This window comes from Burkholderia multivorans ATCC BAA-247, from assembly GCF_000959525.1.
GTDB lineage: Bacteria > Pseudomonadota > Gammaproteobacteria > Burkholderiales > Burkholderiaceae > Burkholderia > Burkholderia multivorans.
Genome location: NZ_CP009832.1, coordinates 1521118 through 1540053, shown reverse-complemented (window position 1 = coordinate 1540053; position 18936 = coordinate 1521118). Strand labels below are relative to the sequence as shown.

The following is an 18936-nucleotide window of genomic DNA, read 5'->3' as shown; positions in this document are numbered from 1 at the left end:
CTTTAACCGAACCGTGCATTTGGCGTCGCCGGCCGCCGCCGGCAGGTGTCGCACGCGGCGAGGCTCAGAACCGGTGCGTGATGCCGACGCCGGCGAGCACCTGCGTCGCGCCCGGCGCGGACACCGACACGCCGCTCCAGCTCGCCGTCGAGCTGCCGTTGTTGCGGATCCAGCCGGCACGCGCATACACGCTGGTGCGCTTCGACAGCGAATGGTCGATGCCGAGCTCCGCGCCGATCGCATTGTCGTGCGCGCCGCGCACGTTGCGGTGCGCCACCGCGACTTCGATCGTGTCGGATACCGTCGCGGCGATGGTGGCGCCGAGCTGCACGACGCTGTACGGGTGGGCGCTGTCGAGCCGGGCCGTCAGCGAGCCCGGCGAGGGATCGTCCGGCCGGCTGTAGGTGTAATGAAACTGGAAGTTGACGATGCCCCACCGGTAACCGAGCGCCGCGCCGAAGTACTGCGCGCTCGGCACGTCGAGCGCGGCCGGCAAGCCGGGGAACGACAGCGTGCCCGAGCGCTGGTTGCCGTAGCCGATGCCGGCGTACAGTCCGTGTGCCGAATAGCTCAGCGTCGCGCCGAACTCGTTGCCGTTCGTGCGACGCAGCGGCTGCGTGACGCTCGACGCGAACGCGTACATCGCGCGCAGCCGCCAGCCGCCGAGCACCGGCGACTGATACAGGATCGAGTTGTCCGCGCGGCCCGTGTCGTACTGCGTCGCGAGCGTGCGCCGGTCGATCGTCGCCATGTTGCCCGAATACAGCGACGTCGCATCGTTCAGCCCGAACGGGTCGGTCGGATACACGAGATAGAAGCCGGGCCCGTACTGGCGGCCGAACGACAGCGTGCCGTAGCGGTCGTGCTGCAGGCCGACCCACGACTGACGGACGAACATCGCGGTGCTGTCGAGGTACAGCGAGCCGTTGTTCAGGTTGAAGCCGTTCTCGAGCACGAAGCGCACGCGCAGCCCGCCGCCGAGATCCTCGGTGCCGGTCAGCCCGAACACCGACGTCGACGAGCCGCCGCTGCGCTCCGAAAACGAATGCGCGCCGCCGTTGCCCAGATACTGGATGAACGTATCGGCAATGCCGTACAGCGTCACCGACGAGTCGGCCGCCAACGCGGCGCCCGACGCGAGCGCGAGCGTGGCGCCGCAGAGCGCCAGCGAGGTTGTCCGCATGTGTGTCTCCTTAGCTTCGTCGTTATGTGGGGATCGCGCGCTCGCGGTGCAGCCGCTCAGCTCGCATAGCCGGGATTGCGCCGATCGAGCCGGCGCAGCAGGCCCGGCCAGACGAGCTGCTCGGGGCCCATGTCGCGCGTGGTGATGCGGGACTGTCGCGCGATCCCGTCGAGGATCGGCTGCGGGATCGTGCGCAGCGCGCCGCCGCCCGCCTGCGCGCGCACCTGGATCGCACACGCGGCTTCCGCGAAATACATGCCGACGAACGCGGCGGCCGCGCTCGCGCCGACCGTCAGCAGCCCGTGGTTGCGCAGCAGCATCACGTTGCGCTCGCCGAGATCGCGCACGAGCCGCGGCTTCTCGTCCGGCTCGACGGCGATCCCTTCGTAGTCGTGATACGCGAGCGAGCGCATCACGAGCAGCGCCTGCTGCGAGATCGGCAGGAGTCCGTCGGCCTGCGCCGACACCGCGACGCCGTTCAGCGAATGCGTATGCATCACGCACGCGACGTCCTCGCGCGCCGCGTGCACGGCGCTGTGGATCGTGAAGCCCGCCGGATTGATGTCGTACTCGGACGGCGCGAGCTTGTTGCCGTCGAGATCGATCTTCACGAGCGACGAGGCCGTGATCTCGTCGAACATCATCCCGTACGGGTTCAGCAGGAATGCGTGCGTGCCCGGAATACGCATCGAGATATGCGTATAGACGAGGTCGTCCCAACCGAACAGCGCGGTCAGCCGGTACGCCGCGGCCAGATCGACGCGTGCCTGCCATTCCTGCGCGGACACGCTGCGCTTCACGTCGGATTCGTTCATGTCGTGCTCCCCTTCAATTGATCAAATGACTGCCGGACCGGCGGCCGCGTCGCGCGCGCTCATCGGCCGTGCGGGCCGCGTGCGGCCGCGGGCAGCGCATTGCGCATTCCGTAGCCGACCGCGAGCGCCGCGACCACGAGCATCACGGCCATCACGTCGATCGCGGGCACGAGGCTGCCGGTGCGCGCCTTCACGAGGCCGACGAGCGCCGGGCTCGCGCCCGACAGGCTCGCGAGCGAATTGACGAACGCGATGCCGGCCGCCGCGCGGCCTTTCGGAAAGTAGCGGGTCGCCATCGCCCAGAAGATCGGCGTCGACGACACCAGTGCGGAGCCGCCGAACGCGAGCGCGGCGATCGTCCACGGCAGGCTGTGCTGCACCGTGCGGCCGAGCGCGACGAAGCCGATCGCGGCGACGACGAACGCAAGCGCCCAGTGCATCCGCTGCTCGTTGCGAAGATCCGAATGGCGGCCGTAAAGAATCATCGCGACGATCCCGAACGCGTTCGGAATCACCGTGTACAGGCCGATCGCGCGCGGATCGGCGACGCCGAGTTCGCGGATCAGCGTCGGCACCCAGAACGCGAGGAAGTAGCCCGTGCATCCGTTCACGAAGATGCCGAATGCGAGCAGATACGCGCGCGGATCGCTCAGCACGCGCAGCAGCGAACGCGACTCGAGCGGCTCGTCGGTTTCCTCGAGCGCCTCGCGAATCCGCGCCTTCTCCGCGTCGTCGAGCCACGCTGCGTGCTCGGGCCGGTCGGGCAGCAGCACGAACACGAAACCGGCCGCGATCATCGTCGGCAGCCCTTCGAGCACGAACATCCACTGCCACCCTTCGAGCCCGCCCGCTTCGTGCAGCGATTTCAGGATCACGCCCGAGACCGGGCCCGTGACGAAGCCGGCGGCGACGCTCGCCATCAGGATCAGCGCGATCACGCGCGCACGGCGGTTCGACGGAAACCAGTACGTCAGGTACAGCACGATGCCGGGAAAGAAGCCGGCCTCGAATACGCCGAGCAGAAAGCGCAGCAGATAGAACTGGGCCGGCGTGCGCACGAACATCGTCGCGGCGGATGCCGCGCCCCACAGCACCATGATCCGGAACAGCGTCGCGCGTGCGCCGATTCGCTGCAGCAGCAGGTTGCTCGGCACCTCGAACAGCGCGTAGCCGACGAAGAACATGGTCGCGCCGATTCCGTAGGCCGCGTCGCTGAAGCCGAGCGACGACTTCATCTGCAGCTGCGCGAAGCCGACGTTCGAGCGATCGATGAAGCTGAACAGATAGCAGACGAACAGGAACGGCACGAGACGCCGCGTGACCTTCGCATACACCGCATCGATCTGCGGCCGCGGCACGAGCGCGAGCCCCGCGTCCGCATACTTGCCTGCACTGGAGGACATGGTCACCCTCTGGAAAACCGGCGGACGGCCGCCTTGCGACGCAGCCTCCACGCACGTTGAAGCGGCCGCCGCGCGCCGCGCGCGGTCTCGCACGAACGGACCGGCACCGCGCCGGCCCGCGCTTACGCCGGACACAGCCCGCCGTCGACGACGAGCTCCGACGCCGTGACGAAGCGGCTTTCGTCGGACGCGAGATACAGCACCGCGTACGCGACGTCGTCCGGCTCGCCGAGCCGCCCCATCGGAATGTGGCGCGTGAGTTCGCGCGTCGCGGCTTCGTCGCCGAGCTGCTCGAATACGGCCGCGACCATGCCGGTGCGCACATAGGCCGGATGCACGGAGTTGCAGCGCACGTCGACGCGGTTGCGCGTGCAGTCGATCGCGATCGACTTCGTCAGCATCGCGACCGCGGCCTTCGACGTGTTGTACGCGATCAGGTCCGGGTCCACGCGGAACGCGGCGACCGACGAGATATTCACGATCGACGCCGGCTGCGCATCGCGCAGGTATGGCATCGCATGCTTGCAGCCGAGCATGATGCTTTCGACGTTGACCTCCATCACGCGGCGCCATTCCTTCTGCTCAATCGACGCGAGGCCGCCGCGCGAGCCGACGCCCGCGTTGTTGACGAGTACCGACACGCCGCCCATCGCGTCGGCCGCCTCGGCGAGCAACGCGTCCCAGCGCGCTTCGTCGCGCACGTCCTGGACCGCGCTCCATGCGACCTGCTCGCCGCACGCGCTGTTGATCCGGTCCGCGAGCCGCGCGAGGGCGGCGGCGTCGCCGTTGTCGGTCAGGTAGACGCGCGCGCCGTGCTCGGCCATCCGGCTCGCGATCGCGCTGCCGAGGCCGCCGGCGGCGCCCGTGATGAACGCCCGCTTACCGGCGAGACGAAGAGAGTTCGATTTCATGTCGTTCGATTCGAATGAGAGTCAGCAAGCCGCGCGCGTCGTGCCGCGACGCGGGCGGAACGGTTCGCGCCGGCCGGTCAGCCGCCGAACGCGGAGATGTCCTTCGGCACGATGCCGTTGCGTTCGCAATGCGTGCGGTAGCGCTGCATCGCCGTCTTCCAGTTTTCGATCGACAGCACGCGATCCTCCTCGTCGAGATAGACGAGATCGCCCTGCACGATGTTCAGCGTCACGATGTCGTCGCCCGGCAGCGCTTCCGGCGTGTGGCGCGACGCGGCCGTCTCGAACACGAGGCTGCCCGGGCCCGCGACCCAGTCGTGCTCGATGTATTTCCATCGCCCCTGCAGCGTGTAGACGATCACCGTTCCCGTGTGGTGATGCTTCGGCAGCCGGCCGTGACCCGGCGACTTCATCAGCGCGATGATTTCGCCGCGCGTCGGGTCGAGCTTGAAATACTTCAGCAGCACGTCGGGCAGCTTGTCCGACATCGGTACCCAGGGAATCGACGCGTCGTCGATGCATTCGGTCGCCACGTTTTCGTAGAACATCCGTCTTCTCCGTCGATGGCGCGTCGTCGCGTTCCGTACCGGAAATCGCTGCGCGGCGCGCGCGGTGTCTGACAGCGGTGCGGCCGCCCGTCGTGCGCCGCCCGCCATGCGCCGGCGCATGCGTTGCGTGCGCCGGTCCACCTATGATGGTCAACCCCGGTTGTTATGCCGTTGTCGAAATGGGACACTGCGTTATCGAATCGGGACAGCGCATCGCGCGCCCGGATAGTGGAGACATGTCGTGCGCCCTACCGTCCATCGCCTGCCTGGTCGCTACTACGCGCGCCTTGCGCGGATCGTCGCCGAACACATGCGCGACCCGAGCGAATTCATCGCGCGCTGCGGGTTCGACCCGCGCACGCTGCACGATCCGGCCGCGACGCTCACGCTCGCGCAGCTCGACCGGCTGATCGAAACGGCAAGCGCGGTCAGCGGCTGCGCGCACCTCGGGCTCGATGCCGGGCGCTACGCACGGCTCACGTCGCACGGCCCGCTCGGCTATGCGCTGCTCAGCTGCAGCACGCTCGAGGAACTCGTGCGGCTCGCCGCGCGCTACTACCATCTGATCGTGCCGGTCGTCACGATGCGCTATGTGCGGCGCGGCCGGTTCGCGGAAATTACCTACACGCCGACCGTCGCGATGCAGGCGCGCACGCTGCGCTTTTTCGTCGAGGCGCTCGCGGTCGCGTTTCAGGTGCAGATCGACGGCATCGTCGGCGCGGAGGCCGACGACTACGAAATCCGTCTGTCGACGGAGGCGCCCGCCGACGTCCACCGCTATCTCGGGCGCCGCCTCGCGCGCTATCGGTTCGGCGCGCGCAGCACGCCGGGCGTCACGATCGTGATCGCCGCGTCGCTGCTCGAGCGGCCGCTGCCGATGGCGAACGCGCTGTCGAAACGCGTGGCGGAAGCGCAGTGCGAAGCGCGCACGCGCGCGCGTGCGGACGCAAACGACGTCGTGGAACTGATCGAGATGATGCTGACGCAGAGCGCGGATTTCCGGCTCTCGAGGGAGGAGGTCGCGGCCGCGATGAACGTGACCGTGCGTACGCTAAACCGCTATCTGTGCAGCCAGGGACACACGTTCCGCGACGTATGCCAGCGCACGCGGTTCGCGCATGCGTGCCGACTGCTCGACGAAGGCCGGCTGACGGTGACGCAGATCGCGGCGAAGGTCGGCTTCAGCGACGTCGCGAACTTCAGCCGCGGGTTTCGCGAGTACATCGGCGTATCGCCGACGCGCTACACGGCGCTATCCGCGCGCGCGTCGGCCAAAGACGCAGCGTGACGCCGCGCGTGGCGTTCAGGCCGCGCGTGCGGCCACCGCCTCGGGCCATGGTCGCCGCACCGTGTCCATTTGTTCCCAGCAGCGCGCGAGCTGCAGCACGCCGAGATCGTCGAAGCGGCGCCCGGCGATTTGCAGGCCGATCGGCAAGCCGTCGCGCGTATAGCCGCAGTTGATCGACGCGGCCGGCTGCTCCGAGAGATTGAACGCAAGCGTAAACACCACCTGCTCGATCGGATGCAGCCCGTCCTGGTCGATATGGGTCGCCTCCGCCGCGAACGGCGGCTGCGGAAACGTCGGCGACAGCACGTAGTCGAACTCGGCTGTCGCCGCGACCGTCTGCGCGCGCAGCGCGAGCATCTGCGCATAGGCGGCATAGATCGTATCGCCCGTTGCGTCCGCAACGACGTCCGCGCGCCGGCGCACGAACGGGGCGACCAGCTCGCGCCGCGCAGCGGGCAACGCGGCCAGCGTGCCGCGCAGCCGCGCGCCCCAGAAGCGCGCGACCGCTTCGAGCGCGCCGCGTGCGAGCCACGGGCGCACCGGCACCAGCGTCGCGCCCGCCGCCGCAAATGCCGCGGCCGCACGCTCGATCGCCGCGCGCACCTCGTCCGCAACCTGCACGCCGTTGCCCGGATCGATCCACAGACCGATGCGCAGCCCTTTCGCGTCACGCTCGAGATTCAGCCAGTCGATCGGCTGATACGGCAGGCTCATGTGATCGCGCGCATCGGGCAACGCGATCGTCTGCATCGCGAGCGCCGCGTCCTGCACCGTTCGCGTCAGCGGCCCCGTCACGCGGCCCGGATACGGCTGATCGACCGGCACGCGGCCGAAGCTGGGCTTGAACCCGAACACGCCGCAGAACGCGGCCGGAATGCGCACCGAGCCGCCGATGTCTGAACCGAGATGCAGCGGCCCGTAGCCGGCCGCCGCGGCCGCGCCGGCCCCCGAACTCGAGCCGCCCGTATTGCGGCTCGGATCCCACGGATTGCGCGTCAGCGGATGAAAGCTGGACGCAGCGGCGCCGATCAGCCCGAAATCCGGCATCGTCGTCTTGCCGACGAATACCGCGCCCGCCTCGCGCAACCGTGCCGCCGGCGGCGCATCGTCGGCAGCCGGCGTCAGTTCCGTCGCCGCGCAGCCGAGCGGCACCGGCACGCCGCGCGTCGCGATGTTTTCCTTGATCGTGACCGGCACGCCGTCGAGCGGACCGGCCGGTTCGCCGCGCAGCCAGCGCGCTTCCGAGGCGCGCGCCATCGCGAGTGCGCCGTCGGGATCGAGCGCATAGGTCGCGCGGATCAGCGGCTCCCATTCGTCGATGCGCGCCAGCACGGCCTGCGTGACATCGACGGGCGACAGCGTCTTGCGGCGATAGCCGTCGACGAGCGTCGCGGCACTGAGTTCATGGAGCGGAGTGGTCGTCATGAGTTTTCGATGAGCGCGCCGAACGGCGCTGTGACAGGAAACGTGCCGATGCCGGCGTGTGCGTGCGACGCGCTCACGCCGCGACGCGCGCTTGCTCGCGCACCGCTGCGTCGTGCGCGAACGCGGCGAGCCGCCGCTTCGAACGCGCCGGATCGAGCAGTACGACACCGAACGCGGCGGCGATGAGCAGCGCGATGCCGATCGATGCATAGACGACGCTGAATGCGCCGCTGTCGTGACCGAGGCCGCCCATCGCGTCCATCACCGCGCCGAGCAGAATCGGACCGAGTACGCCGGCCGTCGACGCGATCGATACCGAGACCGCGATCACGGTGCCGCGCTGCGACGCCGGCGTCATCTCGGCGACGATCTGCGGCCCGAATGCGTTCACCTGCATTACGAACGCGCCGCCGATCGTCAGCCATGCGACTTTCGCGGCCGGGCTCAGCCCCGTCAGCACCGCGAAATACGCGAGTGCGCCGACCATGCAGCAGCCGCTGCAGAACAGCCCGCGCGCGACGCGCGTCGACACGCCGCGCCCGAGCAGCGACTGCGACAGCGCATTGATGGCGAGGCCGACCGGCACCTGCACCGCGACCTGAATCGCGAAGATCCAGCCCGTCGCCTTCGGCCCGTAGCCGAGCACCGACGTCAGAAAGACCGGCCCCCACGTGAGCCCGATGACGGCGATCAGCGCGGCGAGAAACCACTGCGCGGTCACGACGACGACCGTCCGGTCGAGCAGCAGACGACGATACGGGAGCGCACCGAGCACGTTCTCCGCCGCCGACGCCCGAGCCGCCGCATGCTCGCGCAGGTCGCCGCGCCCTTCTTCGCCCCACACGAGCCATATCGCGACCCAGACGAGCCCGACCACGCCGAGCGCGAGAAACGCCGCGCGCCACGAATAGTGCGCGACGATCGCGGTCAGCGCCGGCGCGGCGACGACGACGCCGATCGGCGCGCCGGTCTGCACGATCGACGTCGGCACGCTGCGCCTGTGATCGTCGAACCACTTGTACACCGCGTGCAGCGCGACCGGATACGCCGGCCCTTCGCCCGCGCCGAGCAGCACGCGGCAGACAAGCAGCGTGCCGAAGCCGACCGGCGTCGCCATCGGAAACTGCACCGCCGCCCAGACCGCCGCGAGCGCGAGCAGGATCCATTTCGTCTTCACGTAGCGTGTGAGCACGCCGCCCGCGACGCCGGCGATCGAATACAGCAGATAGAACGCGCTGCCGAGCAGACCGAACTGCGTCGGACTGAGCTGCAAGTCGCGCATCATCGGCAGCGCGACGAAGCCGAGCACCGACTTGTCCGCGTAGTTGATCATCATGAATACGAACAGCAGACCGACGATGTGCCAGCCCCGCTTCGCGTGCGAGTGTTCCGACATGGCTTCCCCCTGCTTGATCGACGCGCATTCGCGCATGCGTTTCAACACCGGTTCATCGGGTCCGCGAGCTCGCGGCAGGCGCGGCGTGATGCGCGCGCGGCGCGCGACGAAGCCGACGCCGTGCGTCGGTCACGGTTCCTTCGCTTGTCAGCTTGAGTGCGACGGCAGCGCGTGCACCGCTCAGGCGACGCGCTTCGGCGGATTGGCCGCTGCCTTCCGTGCGGCCAGATGCTCGATCAGGCCGGCCGTGAGCTTGTCGACGACGCTGTTGAAGATGCGCAGCTCGTCCGCAGGCAGCGCGCTCAGCATCATCTGCTCGAGCATGTTGCCGCGTTCGTAGGTGCGCTTCACGAGGTCTTCGCCGTCGGCGGTAAGAAACAGGTTGATATGACGCGCATCCGCGCGGCCGACTTCGCGGCGCACGAAGCCGCGCTTGACCATTGCGCTGACGAGCTTCGACGCGTGGGTCTTTTCGAGCATCGTCAGTTCGATCAGGCGCGTCAGCGTCAGGCCCGGCTCGAGCGCGACGAGCCGCACGATGCGCAGATCGCGGATCGAGATGCCGAATTCGCTTTCGTAGACCTGCGTGCCGGCTTCCTTCGTCAGTTCGCTGAGCCGGTCGAGACGGAACGTCAGGTATTCGAGAATCGGATGGTCGGCCTTCCGCATGGGTCGCCTCGTCGGGCAGTGAGCATGCGATAGATTCTGTTCGCAATAGTTGAACGATTCAACCAAGAGGAAACACCTAGGAATGATCGGTCAACAGTCGCGCGGCCCTCTTTCTGGCGACGAGCGCTTGGCTCTGCAGCCTCGAGCAACTGACCCGAACTACGCCGCGTCAGCGGTGCCAATTGCCACGGAGACGGCTCCGAGAGCCTCGCGACCGCGCCGGCACTGCGCCGACGACTTCACCGATCGTGTACGTGGCGCCAGCGGATGACACGACGCGTCCATCGGACATCGACATTCGGAACCACGCATCGCACGTGCATCAATCGTGAGCCGAAGCAATCCCATCGAGTTCGCGCATCGCATCGTCGGGCAACACGAGCGCACCCGCCGCGACGTTCTCGCGCAGATGCGCGACGGACGACGTTCCCGGAATCAGCAGGATGTTCGGCGCGCGGCGCAGCAGCCATGCGAGCGCCACCTGCATCGGTGTCGCGCCGAGCCGTGCGGCGATCGCATCCAGCGTCGACGATTGCAGCGGACTGAAGCCGCCGAGCGGAAAATACGGCACGTATGGAATACCGTCGCGGGCCAGCGCGTCGATCAATGCGTCGTCGTCGCGATGCGCGACGTTGTAGTGGTTCTGCACGCAGACGATCTCGCAGATCCGTCGCGCTTCGTCGATCTGCGCGGCGGTCACGTTGCTCAGCCCGATGTGCCGCACCAGCCCCTGCCGCTGCAGTTCGGCCAACGCGGACAGCGGCGCTTCGATCGAGCCTTCGGCCGGGCCGTGCGTGTCGAACATGATTCGCAGATTGACCACGTCGAGCACGTCGACGCGCAGATGGCGGAGGTTGTCGTGCACGGCCGATGCAAGCGCTTGCGCCGAGAATGCCGGCAGCCATGCGCCGTCCTCGCCGCGCTTCGCGCCGACTTCGGTCACGATCAGCAGATCGTCGCGATACGGATGCAAGGCATCGCGAATCAGCTGGTTGGTCACGTGCGGCCCGTAAAAATCGCTCGTATCGATGTGATCGACACCCAATGCAACGGCTTCGCGCAGCACCGCGAGCGCCGCCTCGCGATCTTTCGGCGGACCGAACACGCCGGGCCCCGCGAGCTGCATCGCACCGTAGCCGATGCGGTGCACGCGGCGACCTGCGAAAGAAAACGTGCCGGACTGATCGATGGCGGACATGGTCAAGCTCCTCTGACGACGATGAACGAGTGCCGCAGGTTACGCCACACTATGCTGCGCGATAATCCGTCACAATCTGCACGACCTGTACGAAAGGACGAACAATGCAAGCCGATCTGGGCGATCTGAACGCGTTCGTTGCCGTGGCGCGGGCGAAGGGTTTCCGCGAAGCGGCGAGAACGACGGGCACGAGCGCGTCCGGTCTTAGCGAGGCCGTGCGTCGGCTCGAGACGCAACTCGGCGTGCGGCTGCTTCATCGCACGACGCGCAGCGTGGCACCGACCGAGGCCGGACAGCGGCTGCTCGCGCGGCTGAGGCCCGCGCTGAGCGAGGTCGAGGCCGCGCTCGACGTCGTCAACAGCTTCCGCGAGCGGCCGGCCGGCACGTTGAAGCTCAATGTCCCGCTCAGTGCGGCGCGGCTCGTGCTGCCGTCCGTCGTGCCGCGCTTTCTCGCGGCGTATCCGGAGATACGGCTCGAGCTCGTCGTCGAGGAAAGCTTCGTCGATATTCTCGAAGTCGGCTGCGATGCGGGCATCCGCTACGACGAGCGCCTCGAGCAGGACATGATCGCGATCCCGATCGGGCCGCGTTCGCAGCGGTTCGCCACCGCCGCCGCACCCGATTATCTCGATCGGCGCGGCCGCCCGAATCACCCGAGCGAACTGCTCCATCACGCGTGCCTGCGTGGACGGTTTGCCAGCGGCTCGATGCCGCTGTGGGAGTTCGAGCGCGACGGCGAAGTGGTCCGCGTCGATCCATCCGGCCCGCTCGTCGTGCAGATCGGCGGTGCCGTCGATCTCGTCGTCGAGGCCGCGCGCTCGGGGCTCGGCATCGTGCATCTTTACGACGAGTGGCTTCGTCCGCATCTCGACAGCGGTGCGCTCGAGCCCGTGCTCGAGCGCTGGTGGCGGCCGTTCTCCGGTCCGTATCTGTACTACCCGGGGCGACGCCTCGTGCCGGCGCCGTTGCGGGCGTTTATCGATTTCATCAAGGCAGAGGGCAAGTAGGACGGCGTGGTGAGCGGACACAGTCGCCCTTCGCCTACACCGCCCCTACCCGTTCTCGCTTGTGGTCGTGCGATAGCGCGTTGTGGCCAGGTTGACGTGCGGCATTCCTCAGCCAATCGCGCCAGTCTCCCGGCGCCTCATCGGCCTGAACCGCCCCTGCCTCAAGCTTCGCCCCGTCCACATTCATTAAAGCGACACCCGGGATCACACGAGGCCTTCGCCATCGATTCGATCTACCGCTCGCGCGTCAGACGGGACGACCTTGTTCATTCGATATGCAGATGAGCTTCGAGCGTCTGCACCAGCACATGGATCTTCGGCGTCAACTGCCGCGCGACCGGCCATATCAGGCTGAGCGGCAAGCCGTCGGTTGCGGCTTCGTCGAGGATAGCGACGAGGCGGCCGGCCTTCAGATCGTCCCGTACCAGCCATGTCGCCAGTTGCGCGACGCCGAGCCCCGCGCGTACGAATGCGAGTTGCGCCTCGGCGTCGCCTGCGACGATGCGTGGCCGCACGACGCGTTGCTCGACCTGCCCGTCCGCCGCGGCATATGACCACAGCGACTGCGCTCCGTCGGGCCGTCCGTAGACGATGCAGGCATGTTCCTGCAGGTCGTCGATCGTTTGCGGTATGCCGTTTTTCTCGAGATAGGCCGGCGCCGCGCAGAAGATCAGTCGTTCGCGCCCGAGAAAACGCCGACCGAGCGACGGCGGCAGACCCGGCGGCCCGCCGATCCGCACGGCGAGATCGATGCCCTCTTCTGCCAGATCGACGAAGCGGTCCGTGAACAACAGGTGCGGCCGCACGTCCGGATACTGCTCGGAAAAGCGCACGAGCACCGGCACGACGCAGAGACGCCCGAACGAGGCCGGCAACGCGATGCGAACGGTGCCGACCGGCTCGCGCTTTTGCGCGGCGAGTACGGCCTCCGCCTCCGCAAGCTCCGCCAGGATGCGCGTGCAGGTTTCATAGAACGCACGGCCCGCGTCGGTAAGCACGAGGCTGCGCGTCGTCCGCTCGAACAGCACGACGCCGAGCCGCCGTTCGAGCCGGGCGACACTCTTGCTCACCGCCGAATTCGTGAGGTTCAGCCGCTCGGCCGCAGCGGTGAAACCGCCCGCGTCGGCGACACAGACGAATGGAACGATGCCCTTCAGATGCTCGGTCGGGAAGCTCGCCATTGTTGAATCCAATTCCATTAAACCGCGAAATACTATCCAAGATGAGAATCCAGGGCTGAAGTACGCTTGTATCACAAACGAACCTGGAGTCACGATGAATCATCGAGCACTGATCGTCGGTGCCAGCGGCATTGTCGGGCGAGCCCTCGCGGAGCGTCTGCTGTCGACCGGCTGGACCGTTTATGGACTATCGCGCGGACGTACCGCCAGCGTGCCGGGGTGTCAGCCGGTTGTCGCGGATCTCACGTCGGCCGAATCCGTCGCCGCGGCGACGCAGAACATCGAAGTGAGCCATGTGTTTTTCACTGCATGGGCGCGGCAGGCGACCGAAAAGGAGAACATTCGCGTGAACGGCGCGATGATCCGCAACGTCCTCGATTCGCTGGGCCGACGCACGAAGCTCGAGCATGCGGCGCTGGTGACCGGGCTGAAGCACTATCTCGGCCCGTTCGAGGCCTATGCGTCGGGTGCCGTTCCCGATACGCCGTTTCGGGAATCGCAGGGACGGCAGCCGGTCGAGAATTTCTACTACGAGCAGGAAGACCGGCTCTTCGAAGCAGCGGCGCGCGACGGCTTCACGTGGAGCGTGCATCGCCCGCATACGGTCATCGGCTATGCGCGTGGCAACGCGATGAACATGGGGCAGACGCTCGCCGTGTACGCGACGCTATGCCGGCATACCGGGCAGCCTTTCGTCTTTCCCGGGTCCGCTGCGCAGTGGAACGGCCTCACCGACATGACCGATGCACGCCTTCTTGCACGGCATCTCGAATGGGCGTCGACAAGCGACGCGGGGCGAAACGAAGATTTCAATGTCGTGAACGGCGACGTTTTCCGGTGGAAAACGATGTGGGGGCAACTGGCCGATTATTTCGGCATCGAAGCCGCACCATTCGACGGCATCGTGCGACCGCTCGAAGGTCGGATGCAGGACGCCGCGCATCAATGGCGCGATGTTGCCGCAAAGTACGACCTCGCGGAGCCCGACATCGATCGGCTCGCTTCGTGGTGGCACACCGACGCGGATCTTGGGCGCCCGATGGAAGTCGTGACGGACATGACCAAAAGCCGTAAGGCCGGGTTCCTCGATTACCAGGGTACGCCCGATGCGTTCTTCGATCTTTTCGAGCGGCTGAAGGCAGAACGGCTCATTCCGGAATAAGGTGCACTGAACAGGTTGTTGTTCGGGGCGGTGGGGCATCCGAGTGTCGACCGTACGTCGTGGTCCGAAGACGACAATGGTGGCCGGCCGCCGGCGCGAAAGGCGACGGGGAGCGTGTCGCCGCACGCCGCTCGGTCGCCCTCTTTCTCTCGAGGCCGGTTGGCCTCGATGCTGCGCTATCGCGGCTGATCGGATTGCGCGTGGCCTGTCGATGCGTCGTCACTGCGCTCGCGATAGATCGGGCCGCCACCGGCCGCCAACATATCGTCCTGAGCATCCAATCCACCGACGCCTTGACGATATGCGAGTGAGCCATCGAACTGCGCGCCGCCGAAGTAGTGGCGATCGGTCAAGCCGAGTTCGACGATCGTGTTATTGCGGCGCTGCTGCGAGATCTCGGTGTCTTCGATGAAGCTTTGCCCGAAACGGCGCGACAGGCGAGCGTAAACTCCGAACACGTCGTTCTGGCTGCGCGCCAACACGCGGGCCAGTTTGAAATCGACCGTCTTTGAATTGCCGCTCGCGACGAATGTCTGATTCACGCCGGCAATCTGCTGGTAGTACGTGTTCGTGTAAGCGGACAGCGTGGCCGTCCACTAGCCCCACGGAATTGAATAGAAGCCGTTCCAGCCGTGCGAGCCGAGGCGCTTGTCACCAAATTCCAGATCCTGGCTCACGCCGACGTTGAAAATGTCGTTCAGGCCGAGCGGATTGTCGATGCCGAGCGACAGATTGCCCTGCAGCCGACCGGTCGCCCGCGTGCCCGAGTTATCGATCGAGGCGACGACGGTCCACGGCTTGCCGCGGTTCACGTCGAGCACGACGTCGCTCTCGCCCGGCACGTCGGCCGGCACGATCTGCATCGACACGTCCTGGCTCGACACGCGCTTCATCTGCTCCAGACCTTGCTCAAGGTCGCGCAGGTTCAGCAGTTCGCCGTCGCCAGTCGGGAAAGCGGTTTTCCAGGTACCGCGGAGCTTTTCATCGGCGATGCGCACATGGCGGATGACACCGGGGATTAGCGAGAGCTTCAGCGTGCCGGTGGAGAGATCCTGTTCGGGCAACAGCACGCGCGTCGTCACATACCCGCGCGCTAGGATGGTTTGCGACAGGCCCTTGACTAGCACGTCGAGTCACTGTTTGCCGACACACTGCCCAGTGTAGTGCTCAAGCCATTCGCGCGCGAAGGCGAATCGATCCATCGGCAACGCCGACGCGCCTTGCGATTTCAGGGAAGCAGGCAGCGCATCGGGTACGTCGAGTGCGAAACGCTCGATCCGAAAGCAGGGCATCTCCGACGGCAGCGTCGGATACCCAGCGCCTGCCGCCACGTTCGATCGTACCCCAGGCGCGGTGCGGTTCACTCGCGCTCACGTGCCTCTTCTTGCTGTCGGGTTTGCTGGTCATTGCCCGGAACGGTCAGGCGCGGCGCTTCCTGTGCGGACACACTGGTCGCGATAAGCAGCAGCGCTGCCGCAGCAGAATTCCCCCGGCGAATAGTTCTCATGTGTTTTCTAGGTATGTGATCGTGGACTACGGCTGGATCACGAGTGCTATCCAAGCGTCACTTTCGATCAATTGCCGGCCATCCCGCAAACGCGAAATTCTCGTGCGAACGCGAATCGATCGAGTGGCAACGCCGACGCACCTTGCACTTTCACGGACGTGGGTAGCGCGTCGGGTACATCGAGCGAGAAACGATCGATGCGAAAGCAGGGCGACTCCGACGGCAGCGTCGGATACGCGGTGCTCGCCGTCACGCTCGAACGCACTCCGGGCGCAGAGATTGCCCGCTCGCGCTCACGCGCCTCTTCCTGCTGTCTGGACTTCTGATCGTTGCCCGGAATGATCGTATGTTGCGGGATTTCCTGTGCAGCTACGCCTACTGTCACGGACAGCAACGAGGACGCAATGCAACTACCCCGTCGGACGATGCTCATGAATGTTGTTCTTATCAATCGGGTTCGTCGATTTATGGAATGCATCGATCCAACGCGACTCGCAGAGCAGCGCCGATTTCTGCTTCTGGCGAATCGAATGGAAGGATGACTTTGGCGTCGTCGCCCAGCCCTTCCCACGCTTCGAGCTTGTCATGACGGTTTGGATAAAGCGTTAGAACACCATCAACGACTTTTGCGTGACACAAGATCATTTTCTTGAACAGGGCTTGCTTGGTTTTGTACGGAGGTATCCGGAATTCCGTGTGTGAGGCGGGTTGAGATTCAGATTCCAATGTTGAATCGTTCCGGGTAAAGCAGCGCGAACTGGGTCATCGCGCTCTTCCAATCGTGCCGAGAGCCGGTCCACTTGGCCACGACGTTGCGCAGCGCCAGCCAGATCAGTTTGAGCGCGGCCTCGTCCGACGGGAAGTGGCCGCGCGCCTTGATGATCTTTCGAAGCTGCATATGCAGCGACTCGATCGCGTTGGTCGTATATACAATTTTCCGGATGTCAGGCGCGAAGGCGTAGAACGGAATCACCTGATCCCAGGCCCGGCGCCAGAGCGCGGCAATCGGAGGGTATTTCGTACCCCACGGGCTCGTATCGAACGCGTCCAGCGCCACGGCGGCCGCTTCGGCCGACGGTGCCCGATAGACCTCCTTGAGCGCCGCTGCGACCGATTTCCTGTCTTTCCAGCTGGCAAAGTCCAGCGAGTTCCGGATCAGATGCACGATGCAGGTCTGGACCGTCGTTTCCGGGAACACCGTGTTGATCGCTTCAGGGAAGCCCTTCAGGCCGTCGACCACGGCGATCAGAATGTCCTGCACGCCGCGCAGCTTCAGGTCGTTCACCACCCGCAGCCAGAACTTGGCGCCCTCGGTCTGCTCGATCCAAAGGCCGAGCACGTCACGCGTGCCGTCGCGGCGCACGCCCAGCGCCAGGTAGATCGCCTTGTTGCGCACCACGCCTTCGTCGCGGATCTTGACTCGCAAGGCATCGAAGAACACGACCGGGTACATCGGCTCGAGCGGTCGCTGCTGCCATTCGCGCACTTCGTCGATCACGGCATCAGTCACCGTGCTGATGAAGTCCGGCGACACCTCGATGCCATACATCTCCAGCAGGAAGCCCTGAATCTCCCGCACGCTCATGCCGCGGGCATACATCGCGATGATCTTGTCGTCGAAGCCTGTGAAGCGTCGCTCGCCCTTGGCGATCAGCACCGGATCGAACGTGCCTTCGCGGTCGCGCGGAATCTCGACGTCGAGCAGGTCATTGTCGGTTGCGATGCGCTTGCGGCTGGTGCCGTTGCGATGGTTCGTGCGGCCTACCGGCTTGGCTTCGCCCTTCTCGTAGCCCAGGTGGTGGGTCAGTTCGCCGCCCAGCGCGCGCTCGAATATCGCCTTCTTCAGGGCCGCGAATTGCTCGTTGATCGAAGCCCGATCCAGCGTTCCGGGCACCAGTTGCTTGATGAGTTCCGGGTCCAGGTTCAAGCCCTTGCCCGGTTCTACCGGCACTTCTTCCTTGCGTTTGCGTGGCATAACGTGGCTCCTTGGCCATCAGTTTATGCCTCACACACAAAAGTTCGGATAGGCTCTTTTGTACCCAAACCGTGTAAGAAGGCCATCAACCCACTTCTTATAGTTCTGTCCAACCAGCCGAAAGTCGAAGAAAAGCGGATTTTCCGCACGTTGCTGTGGGGTAATGAAACGGCTTTTCAACAAGGCATCGTTGAGACTACGACCGAGTGTTTCGTCATCAGCACCTGTGTCGAGAAAATATGAACCACCATCCGGATCTGCGATAGAAACGCTATATCCAGACTCCGTTCCAATGAAAATGAAATCTTGATTTCGATAAATGGCCGCTCCGCGCCAAGGCTTAACGTCACTCAATTCACTTCCCCTTTACCGTTGTCACAACGACCTTAACACCCTGGCTCTCACCGTACTGGATAGCCCGATTGATCTGCTCCCACTGCACCGCGTTTGTTTGTTCCGGCACTGCAAGTTGCAGTTCTTTACTCACTATTTGTGCGGGATCAACCCTCGTGCCAAGCAGGGTGTAGGGTTTGTCATAGTTCAACATAGCGTCAATGTTGCTTTTCACCGACGCATATACCTGCTGCGGGTTGGTGACCCGAGATTGCAATGTCGTGTCCAATGTCTTGGCGCTTGTCGCCGTTCGGGTTTCAATATCGTAGAAATCGAACGTCTTGAAGTTCGGTGGCAAACGTGATCCCGCAGGCATCTTCGTCTCAAGATAATTTTCCCACGGAAGCCCCTGTGTACCAATGCCCTTCCCCCACGTAATGCCGGCATCGACCACGGTCGCACTACGCCCCGCGAGCGCCATGCTATCAAGCATATCGCGACCGACCGTGATACCGATCTTGGCAAGACCCACGCCGGCCTTCACAGCACCGCCGACGCCAGCCACTACTGACCCGACCTGCCAAGTCAGATCGCCGATATTTTTACCGAGTTGCAGCGCCTATCAGTCCCGCCGACGCGCAGCGCGGTCTGAATCTGTCCGATCTTGGCATTGAGGTTGTCAACGACCGCCTGTCCAAGCTGGTCGCGCATCTCCTTGCTGTTGATCAAGTCATACATCCCTTTCAGGCCGGTCACCGGGTCGCTCAGGAATTCCGCCAACCCACGAACGTCGTTCCAACCTGCCTGCGCAAGCCCCTTGCCAAATCCGGCCAGCGTCGCGGCATCCTGTACTGACGATACTGTTGCCCACTTTCCTGTTGTCTGGACAGCGCACATCAGATTCGTACAGGCCATCAACTCCTTCTGGGCCTGCA

The 18936-nt window shown here is 65.4% G+C and carries 18 protein-coding genes and 1 pseudogene; 3 read left to right on the top strand and 16 right to left on the bottom strand.

What is annotated here, in order from left to right; genetic code table 11:
* Window positions 1–64 precede the first annotated feature (64 nt).
* The 5 genes from NP80_RS19625 to NP80_RS19605 form a co-directional block, all read right to left on the bottom strand.
* Window positions 65–1183 carry a porin gene (locus NP80_RS19625; protein ID WP_006409792.1) on the bottom strand — a complete coding sequence of 373 codons (1119 nt, stop codon included), beginning with the start codon at window positions 1181–1183 and terminating at the stop codon, window positions 65–67.
* Window positions 1184–1239: 56 nt separating this feature from the next.
* Window positions 1240–1998 carry a class II aldolase/adducin family protein gene (locus NP80_RS19620; protein ID WP_006409796.1) on the bottom strand — a complete coding sequence of 253 codons (759 nt, stop codon included), beginning with the start codon at window positions 1996–1998 and terminating at the stop codon, window positions 1240–1242.
* A gap of 59 nt (window positions 1999–2057) precedes the next feature.
* A complete protein-coding gene (locus NP80_RS19615) occupies window positions 2058–3401 on the bottom strand; it encodes an MFS transporter (protein ID WP_006409795.1) in 1344 nt (447 codons plus the stop codon).
* 122 nt (window positions 3402–3523) lie between these two features.
* Window positions 3524–4312, bottom strand: coding sequence for an SDR family oxidoreductase (locus tag NP80_RS19610; protein WP_006409798.1), 789 nt, complete (start codon window positions 4310–4312; stop codon window positions 3524–3526).
* Window positions 4313–4389: 77 nt separating this feature from the next.
* A complete protein-coding gene (locus tag NP80_RS19605) occupies window positions 4390–4860 on the bottom strand; it encodes a 2,4'-dihydroxyacetophenone dioxygenase family protein (protein ID WP_006403016.1) in 471 nt (156 codons plus the stop codon).
* A 241-nt stretch (window positions 4861–5101) separates the two neighbouring features.
* Here NP80_RS19605 and NP80_RS19600 point away from each other — a divergent pair, with 241 nt between their 5' ends.
* Window positions 5102–6148: an AraC family transcriptional regulator gene (locus tag NP80_RS19600; RefSeq protein ID WP_006405045.1), complete on the top strand. Its 1047-nt coding sequence runs from the start codon at window positions 5102–5104 to the stop codon at window positions 6146–6148.
* A 15-nt stretch (window positions 6149–6163) separates the two neighbouring features.
* Here the strand turns inward: NP80_RS19600 and NP80_RS19595 are convergent, their stop codons facing one another.
* From NP80_RS19595 to NP80_RS19580, 4 genes are all read right to left on the bottom strand, one after another.
* On the bottom strand, window positions 6164–7573 hold the full coding sequence (locus NP80_RS19595; RefSeq protein WP_045594068.1) for an amidase: 1410 nt from the start codon (window positions 7571–7573) through the stop codon (window positions 6164–6166).
* 73 nt (window positions 7574–7646) lie between these two features.
* Window positions 7647–8969: an MFS transporter gene (locus NP80_RS19590; protein ID WP_035947261.1), complete on the bottom strand. Its 1323-nt coding sequence runs from the start codon at window positions 8967–8969 to the stop codon at window positions 7647–7649.
* Window positions 8970–9149: 180 nt separating this feature from the next.
* Window positions 9150–9638, bottom strand: coding sequence for a MarR family winged helix-turn-helix transcriptional regulator (locus tag NP80_RS19585; protein ID WP_006410546.1), 489 nt, complete (start codon window positions 9636–9638; stop codon window positions 9150–9152).
* A gap of 322 nt (window positions 9639–9960) precedes the next feature.
* The gene (locus NP80_RS19580) at window positions 9961–10836 is read right to left on the bottom strand and encodes an aldo/keto reductase family oxidoreductase (protein ID WP_006410556.1); all 876 of its coding nucleotides are present in this window, start codon (window positions 10834–10836) and stop codon (window positions 9961–9963) included.
* Between the two features lie 104 nt (window positions 10837–10940).
* Here NP80_RS19580 and NP80_RS19575 point away from each other — a divergent pair, with 104 nt between their 5' ends.
* Entirely contained in the window at window positions 10941–11843 is a 903-nt protein-coding gene (locus tag NP80_RS19575; RefSeq protein ID WP_006410547.1) for a LysR family transcriptional regulator, read from the top strand.
* 266 nt (window positions 11844–12109) lie between these two features.
* On the opposite strand, the gene NP80_RS19570 is transcribed toward NP80_RS19575, so the two are convergent.
* Window positions 12110–13024 (bottom strand): LysR family transcriptional regulator, encoded by a 915-nt coding sequence (locus NP80_RS19570; RefSeq protein WP_006410545.1) that lies wholly within the window; start codon window positions 13022–13024, stop codon window positions 12110–12112.
* Between the two features lie 94 nt (window positions 13025–13118).
* Here NP80_RS19570 and NP80_RS19565 point away from each other — a divergent pair, with 94 nt between their 5' ends.
* On the top strand, window positions 13119–14186 hold the full coding sequence (locus tag NP80_RS19565; protein ID WP_006410557.1) for an SDR family oxidoreductase: 1068 nt from the start codon (window positions 13119–13121) through the stop codon (window positions 14184–14186).
* Between the two features lie 230 nt (window positions 14187–14416).
* Here NP80_RS19565 and NP80_RS19560 read toward each other — a convergent pair.
* The 6 genes and pseudogenes from NP80_RS19560 to NP80_RS28465 all read right to left on the bottom strand — a co-directional run.
* A pseudogene (locus tag NP80_RS19560) lies at window positions 14417–15693 on the bottom strand (ShlB/FhaC/HecB family hemolysin secretion/activation protein); the annotation flags it as partial.
* Between the two features lie 67 nt (window positions 15694–15760).
* Window positions 15761–16126, bottom strand: a complete 366-nt coding sequence (locus tag NP80_RS31010) for a hypothetical protein (RefSeq protein ID WP_226823122.1) — start codon at window positions 16124–16126, stop codon at window positions 15761–15763.
* 32 nt (window positions 16127–16158) lie between these two features.
* Window positions 16159–16419 (bottom strand): contact-dependent growth inhibition system immunity protein, encoded by a 261-nt coding sequence (locus NP80_RS30040; protein ID WP_158334742.1) that lies wholly within the window; start codon window positions 16417–16419, stop codon window positions 16159–16161.
* Complete coding sequence (locus tag NP80_RS19550; RefSeq protein WP_006401211.1) at window positions 16409–17668, bottom strand: IS256-like element IS1356 family transposase; 1260 nt, start codon at window positions 17666–17668, stop codon at window positions 16409–16411. Before NP80_RS19550 ends, NP80_RS30040 begins: the two co-directional genes overlap by 11 nt.
* Window positions 17669–17698: 30 nt before the next feature.
* Window positions 17699–18022, bottom strand: coding sequence for a contact-dependent growth inhibition system immunity protein (locus tag NP80_RS30035; RefSeq protein WP_080596226.1), 324 nt, complete (start codon window positions 18020–18022; stop codon window positions 17699–17701).
* 1 nt (window position 18023) lies between these two features.
* Window positions 18024–18533 (bottom strand): endonuclease toxin domain-containing protein, encoded by a 510-nt coding sequence (locus NP80_RS28465; RefSeq protein ID WP_201776353.1) that lies wholly within the window; start codon window positions 18531–18533, stop codon window positions 18024–18026.
* Between the last annotated feature and the right edge of the window lie 403 nt (window positions 18534–18936).

Bases quoted from the DNA above. Each gene is read 5' to 3' on its own strand.
- NP80_RS19610 (WP_006409798.1), bottom strand. From the start codon at position 4,312: ATGAAATCGAACTCTCTTCGTCTCGCCGGTAAGCGGGCGTTCATCACG.
- NP80_RS19605 (WP_006403016.1), bottom strand. From the start codon at position 4,860: ATGTTCTACGAAAACGTGGCGACCGAATGCATCGACGACGCGTCGATT.
- NP80_RS31010 (WP_226823122.1), bottom strand. From the start codon at position 16,126: ATGAGCATCGTCCGACGGGGTAGTTGCATTGCGTCCTCGTTGCTGTCC.
- NP80_RS19620 (WP_006409796.1), bottom strand. From the start codon at position 1,998: ATGAACGAATCCGACGTGAAGCGCAGCGTGTCCGCGCAGGAATGGCAG.
- NP80_RS19595 (WP_045594068.1), bottom strand. From the start codon at position 7,573: ATGACGACCACTCCGCTCCATGAACTCAGTGCCGCGACGCTCGTCGAC.
- NP80_RS19625 (WP_006409792.1), bottom strand. From the start codon at position 1,183: ATGCGGACAACCTCGCTGGCGCTCTGCGGCGCCACGCTCGCGCTCGCG.
- NP80_RS19615 (WP_006409795.1), bottom strand. From the start codon at position 3,401: ATGTCCTCCAGTGCAGGCAAGTATGCGGACGCGGGGCTCGCGCTCGTG.
- NP80_RS19585 (WP_006410546.1), bottom strand. From the start codon at position 9,638: ATGCGGAAGGCCGACCATCCGATTCTCGAATACCTGACGTTCCGTCTC.
- NP80_RS19550 (WP_006401211.1), bottom strand. From the start codon at position 17,668: ATGCCACGCAAACGCAAGGAAGAAGTGCCGGTAGAACCGGGCAAGGGC.
- NP80_RS19575 (WP_006410547.1), top strand. From the start codon at position 10,941: ATGCAAGCCGATCTGGGCGATCTGAACGCGTTCGTTGCCGTGGCGCGG.
- NP80_RS19590 (WP_035947261.1), bottom strand. From the start codon at position 8,969: ATGTCGGAACACTCGCACGCGAAGCGGGGCTGGCACATCGTCGGTCTG.
- NP80_RS19580 (WP_006410556.1), bottom strand. From the start codon at position 10,836: ATGTCCGCCATCGATCAGTCCGGCACGTTTTCTTTCGCAGGTCGCCGC.
- NP80_RS19570 (WP_006410545.1), bottom strand. From the start codon at position 13,024: ATGGCGAGCTTCCCGACCGAGCATCTGAAGGGCATCGTTCCATTCGTC.
- NP80_RS19565 (WP_006410557.1), top strand. From the start codon at position 13,119: ATGAATCATCGAGCACTGATCGTCGGTGCCAGCGGCATTGTCGGGCGA.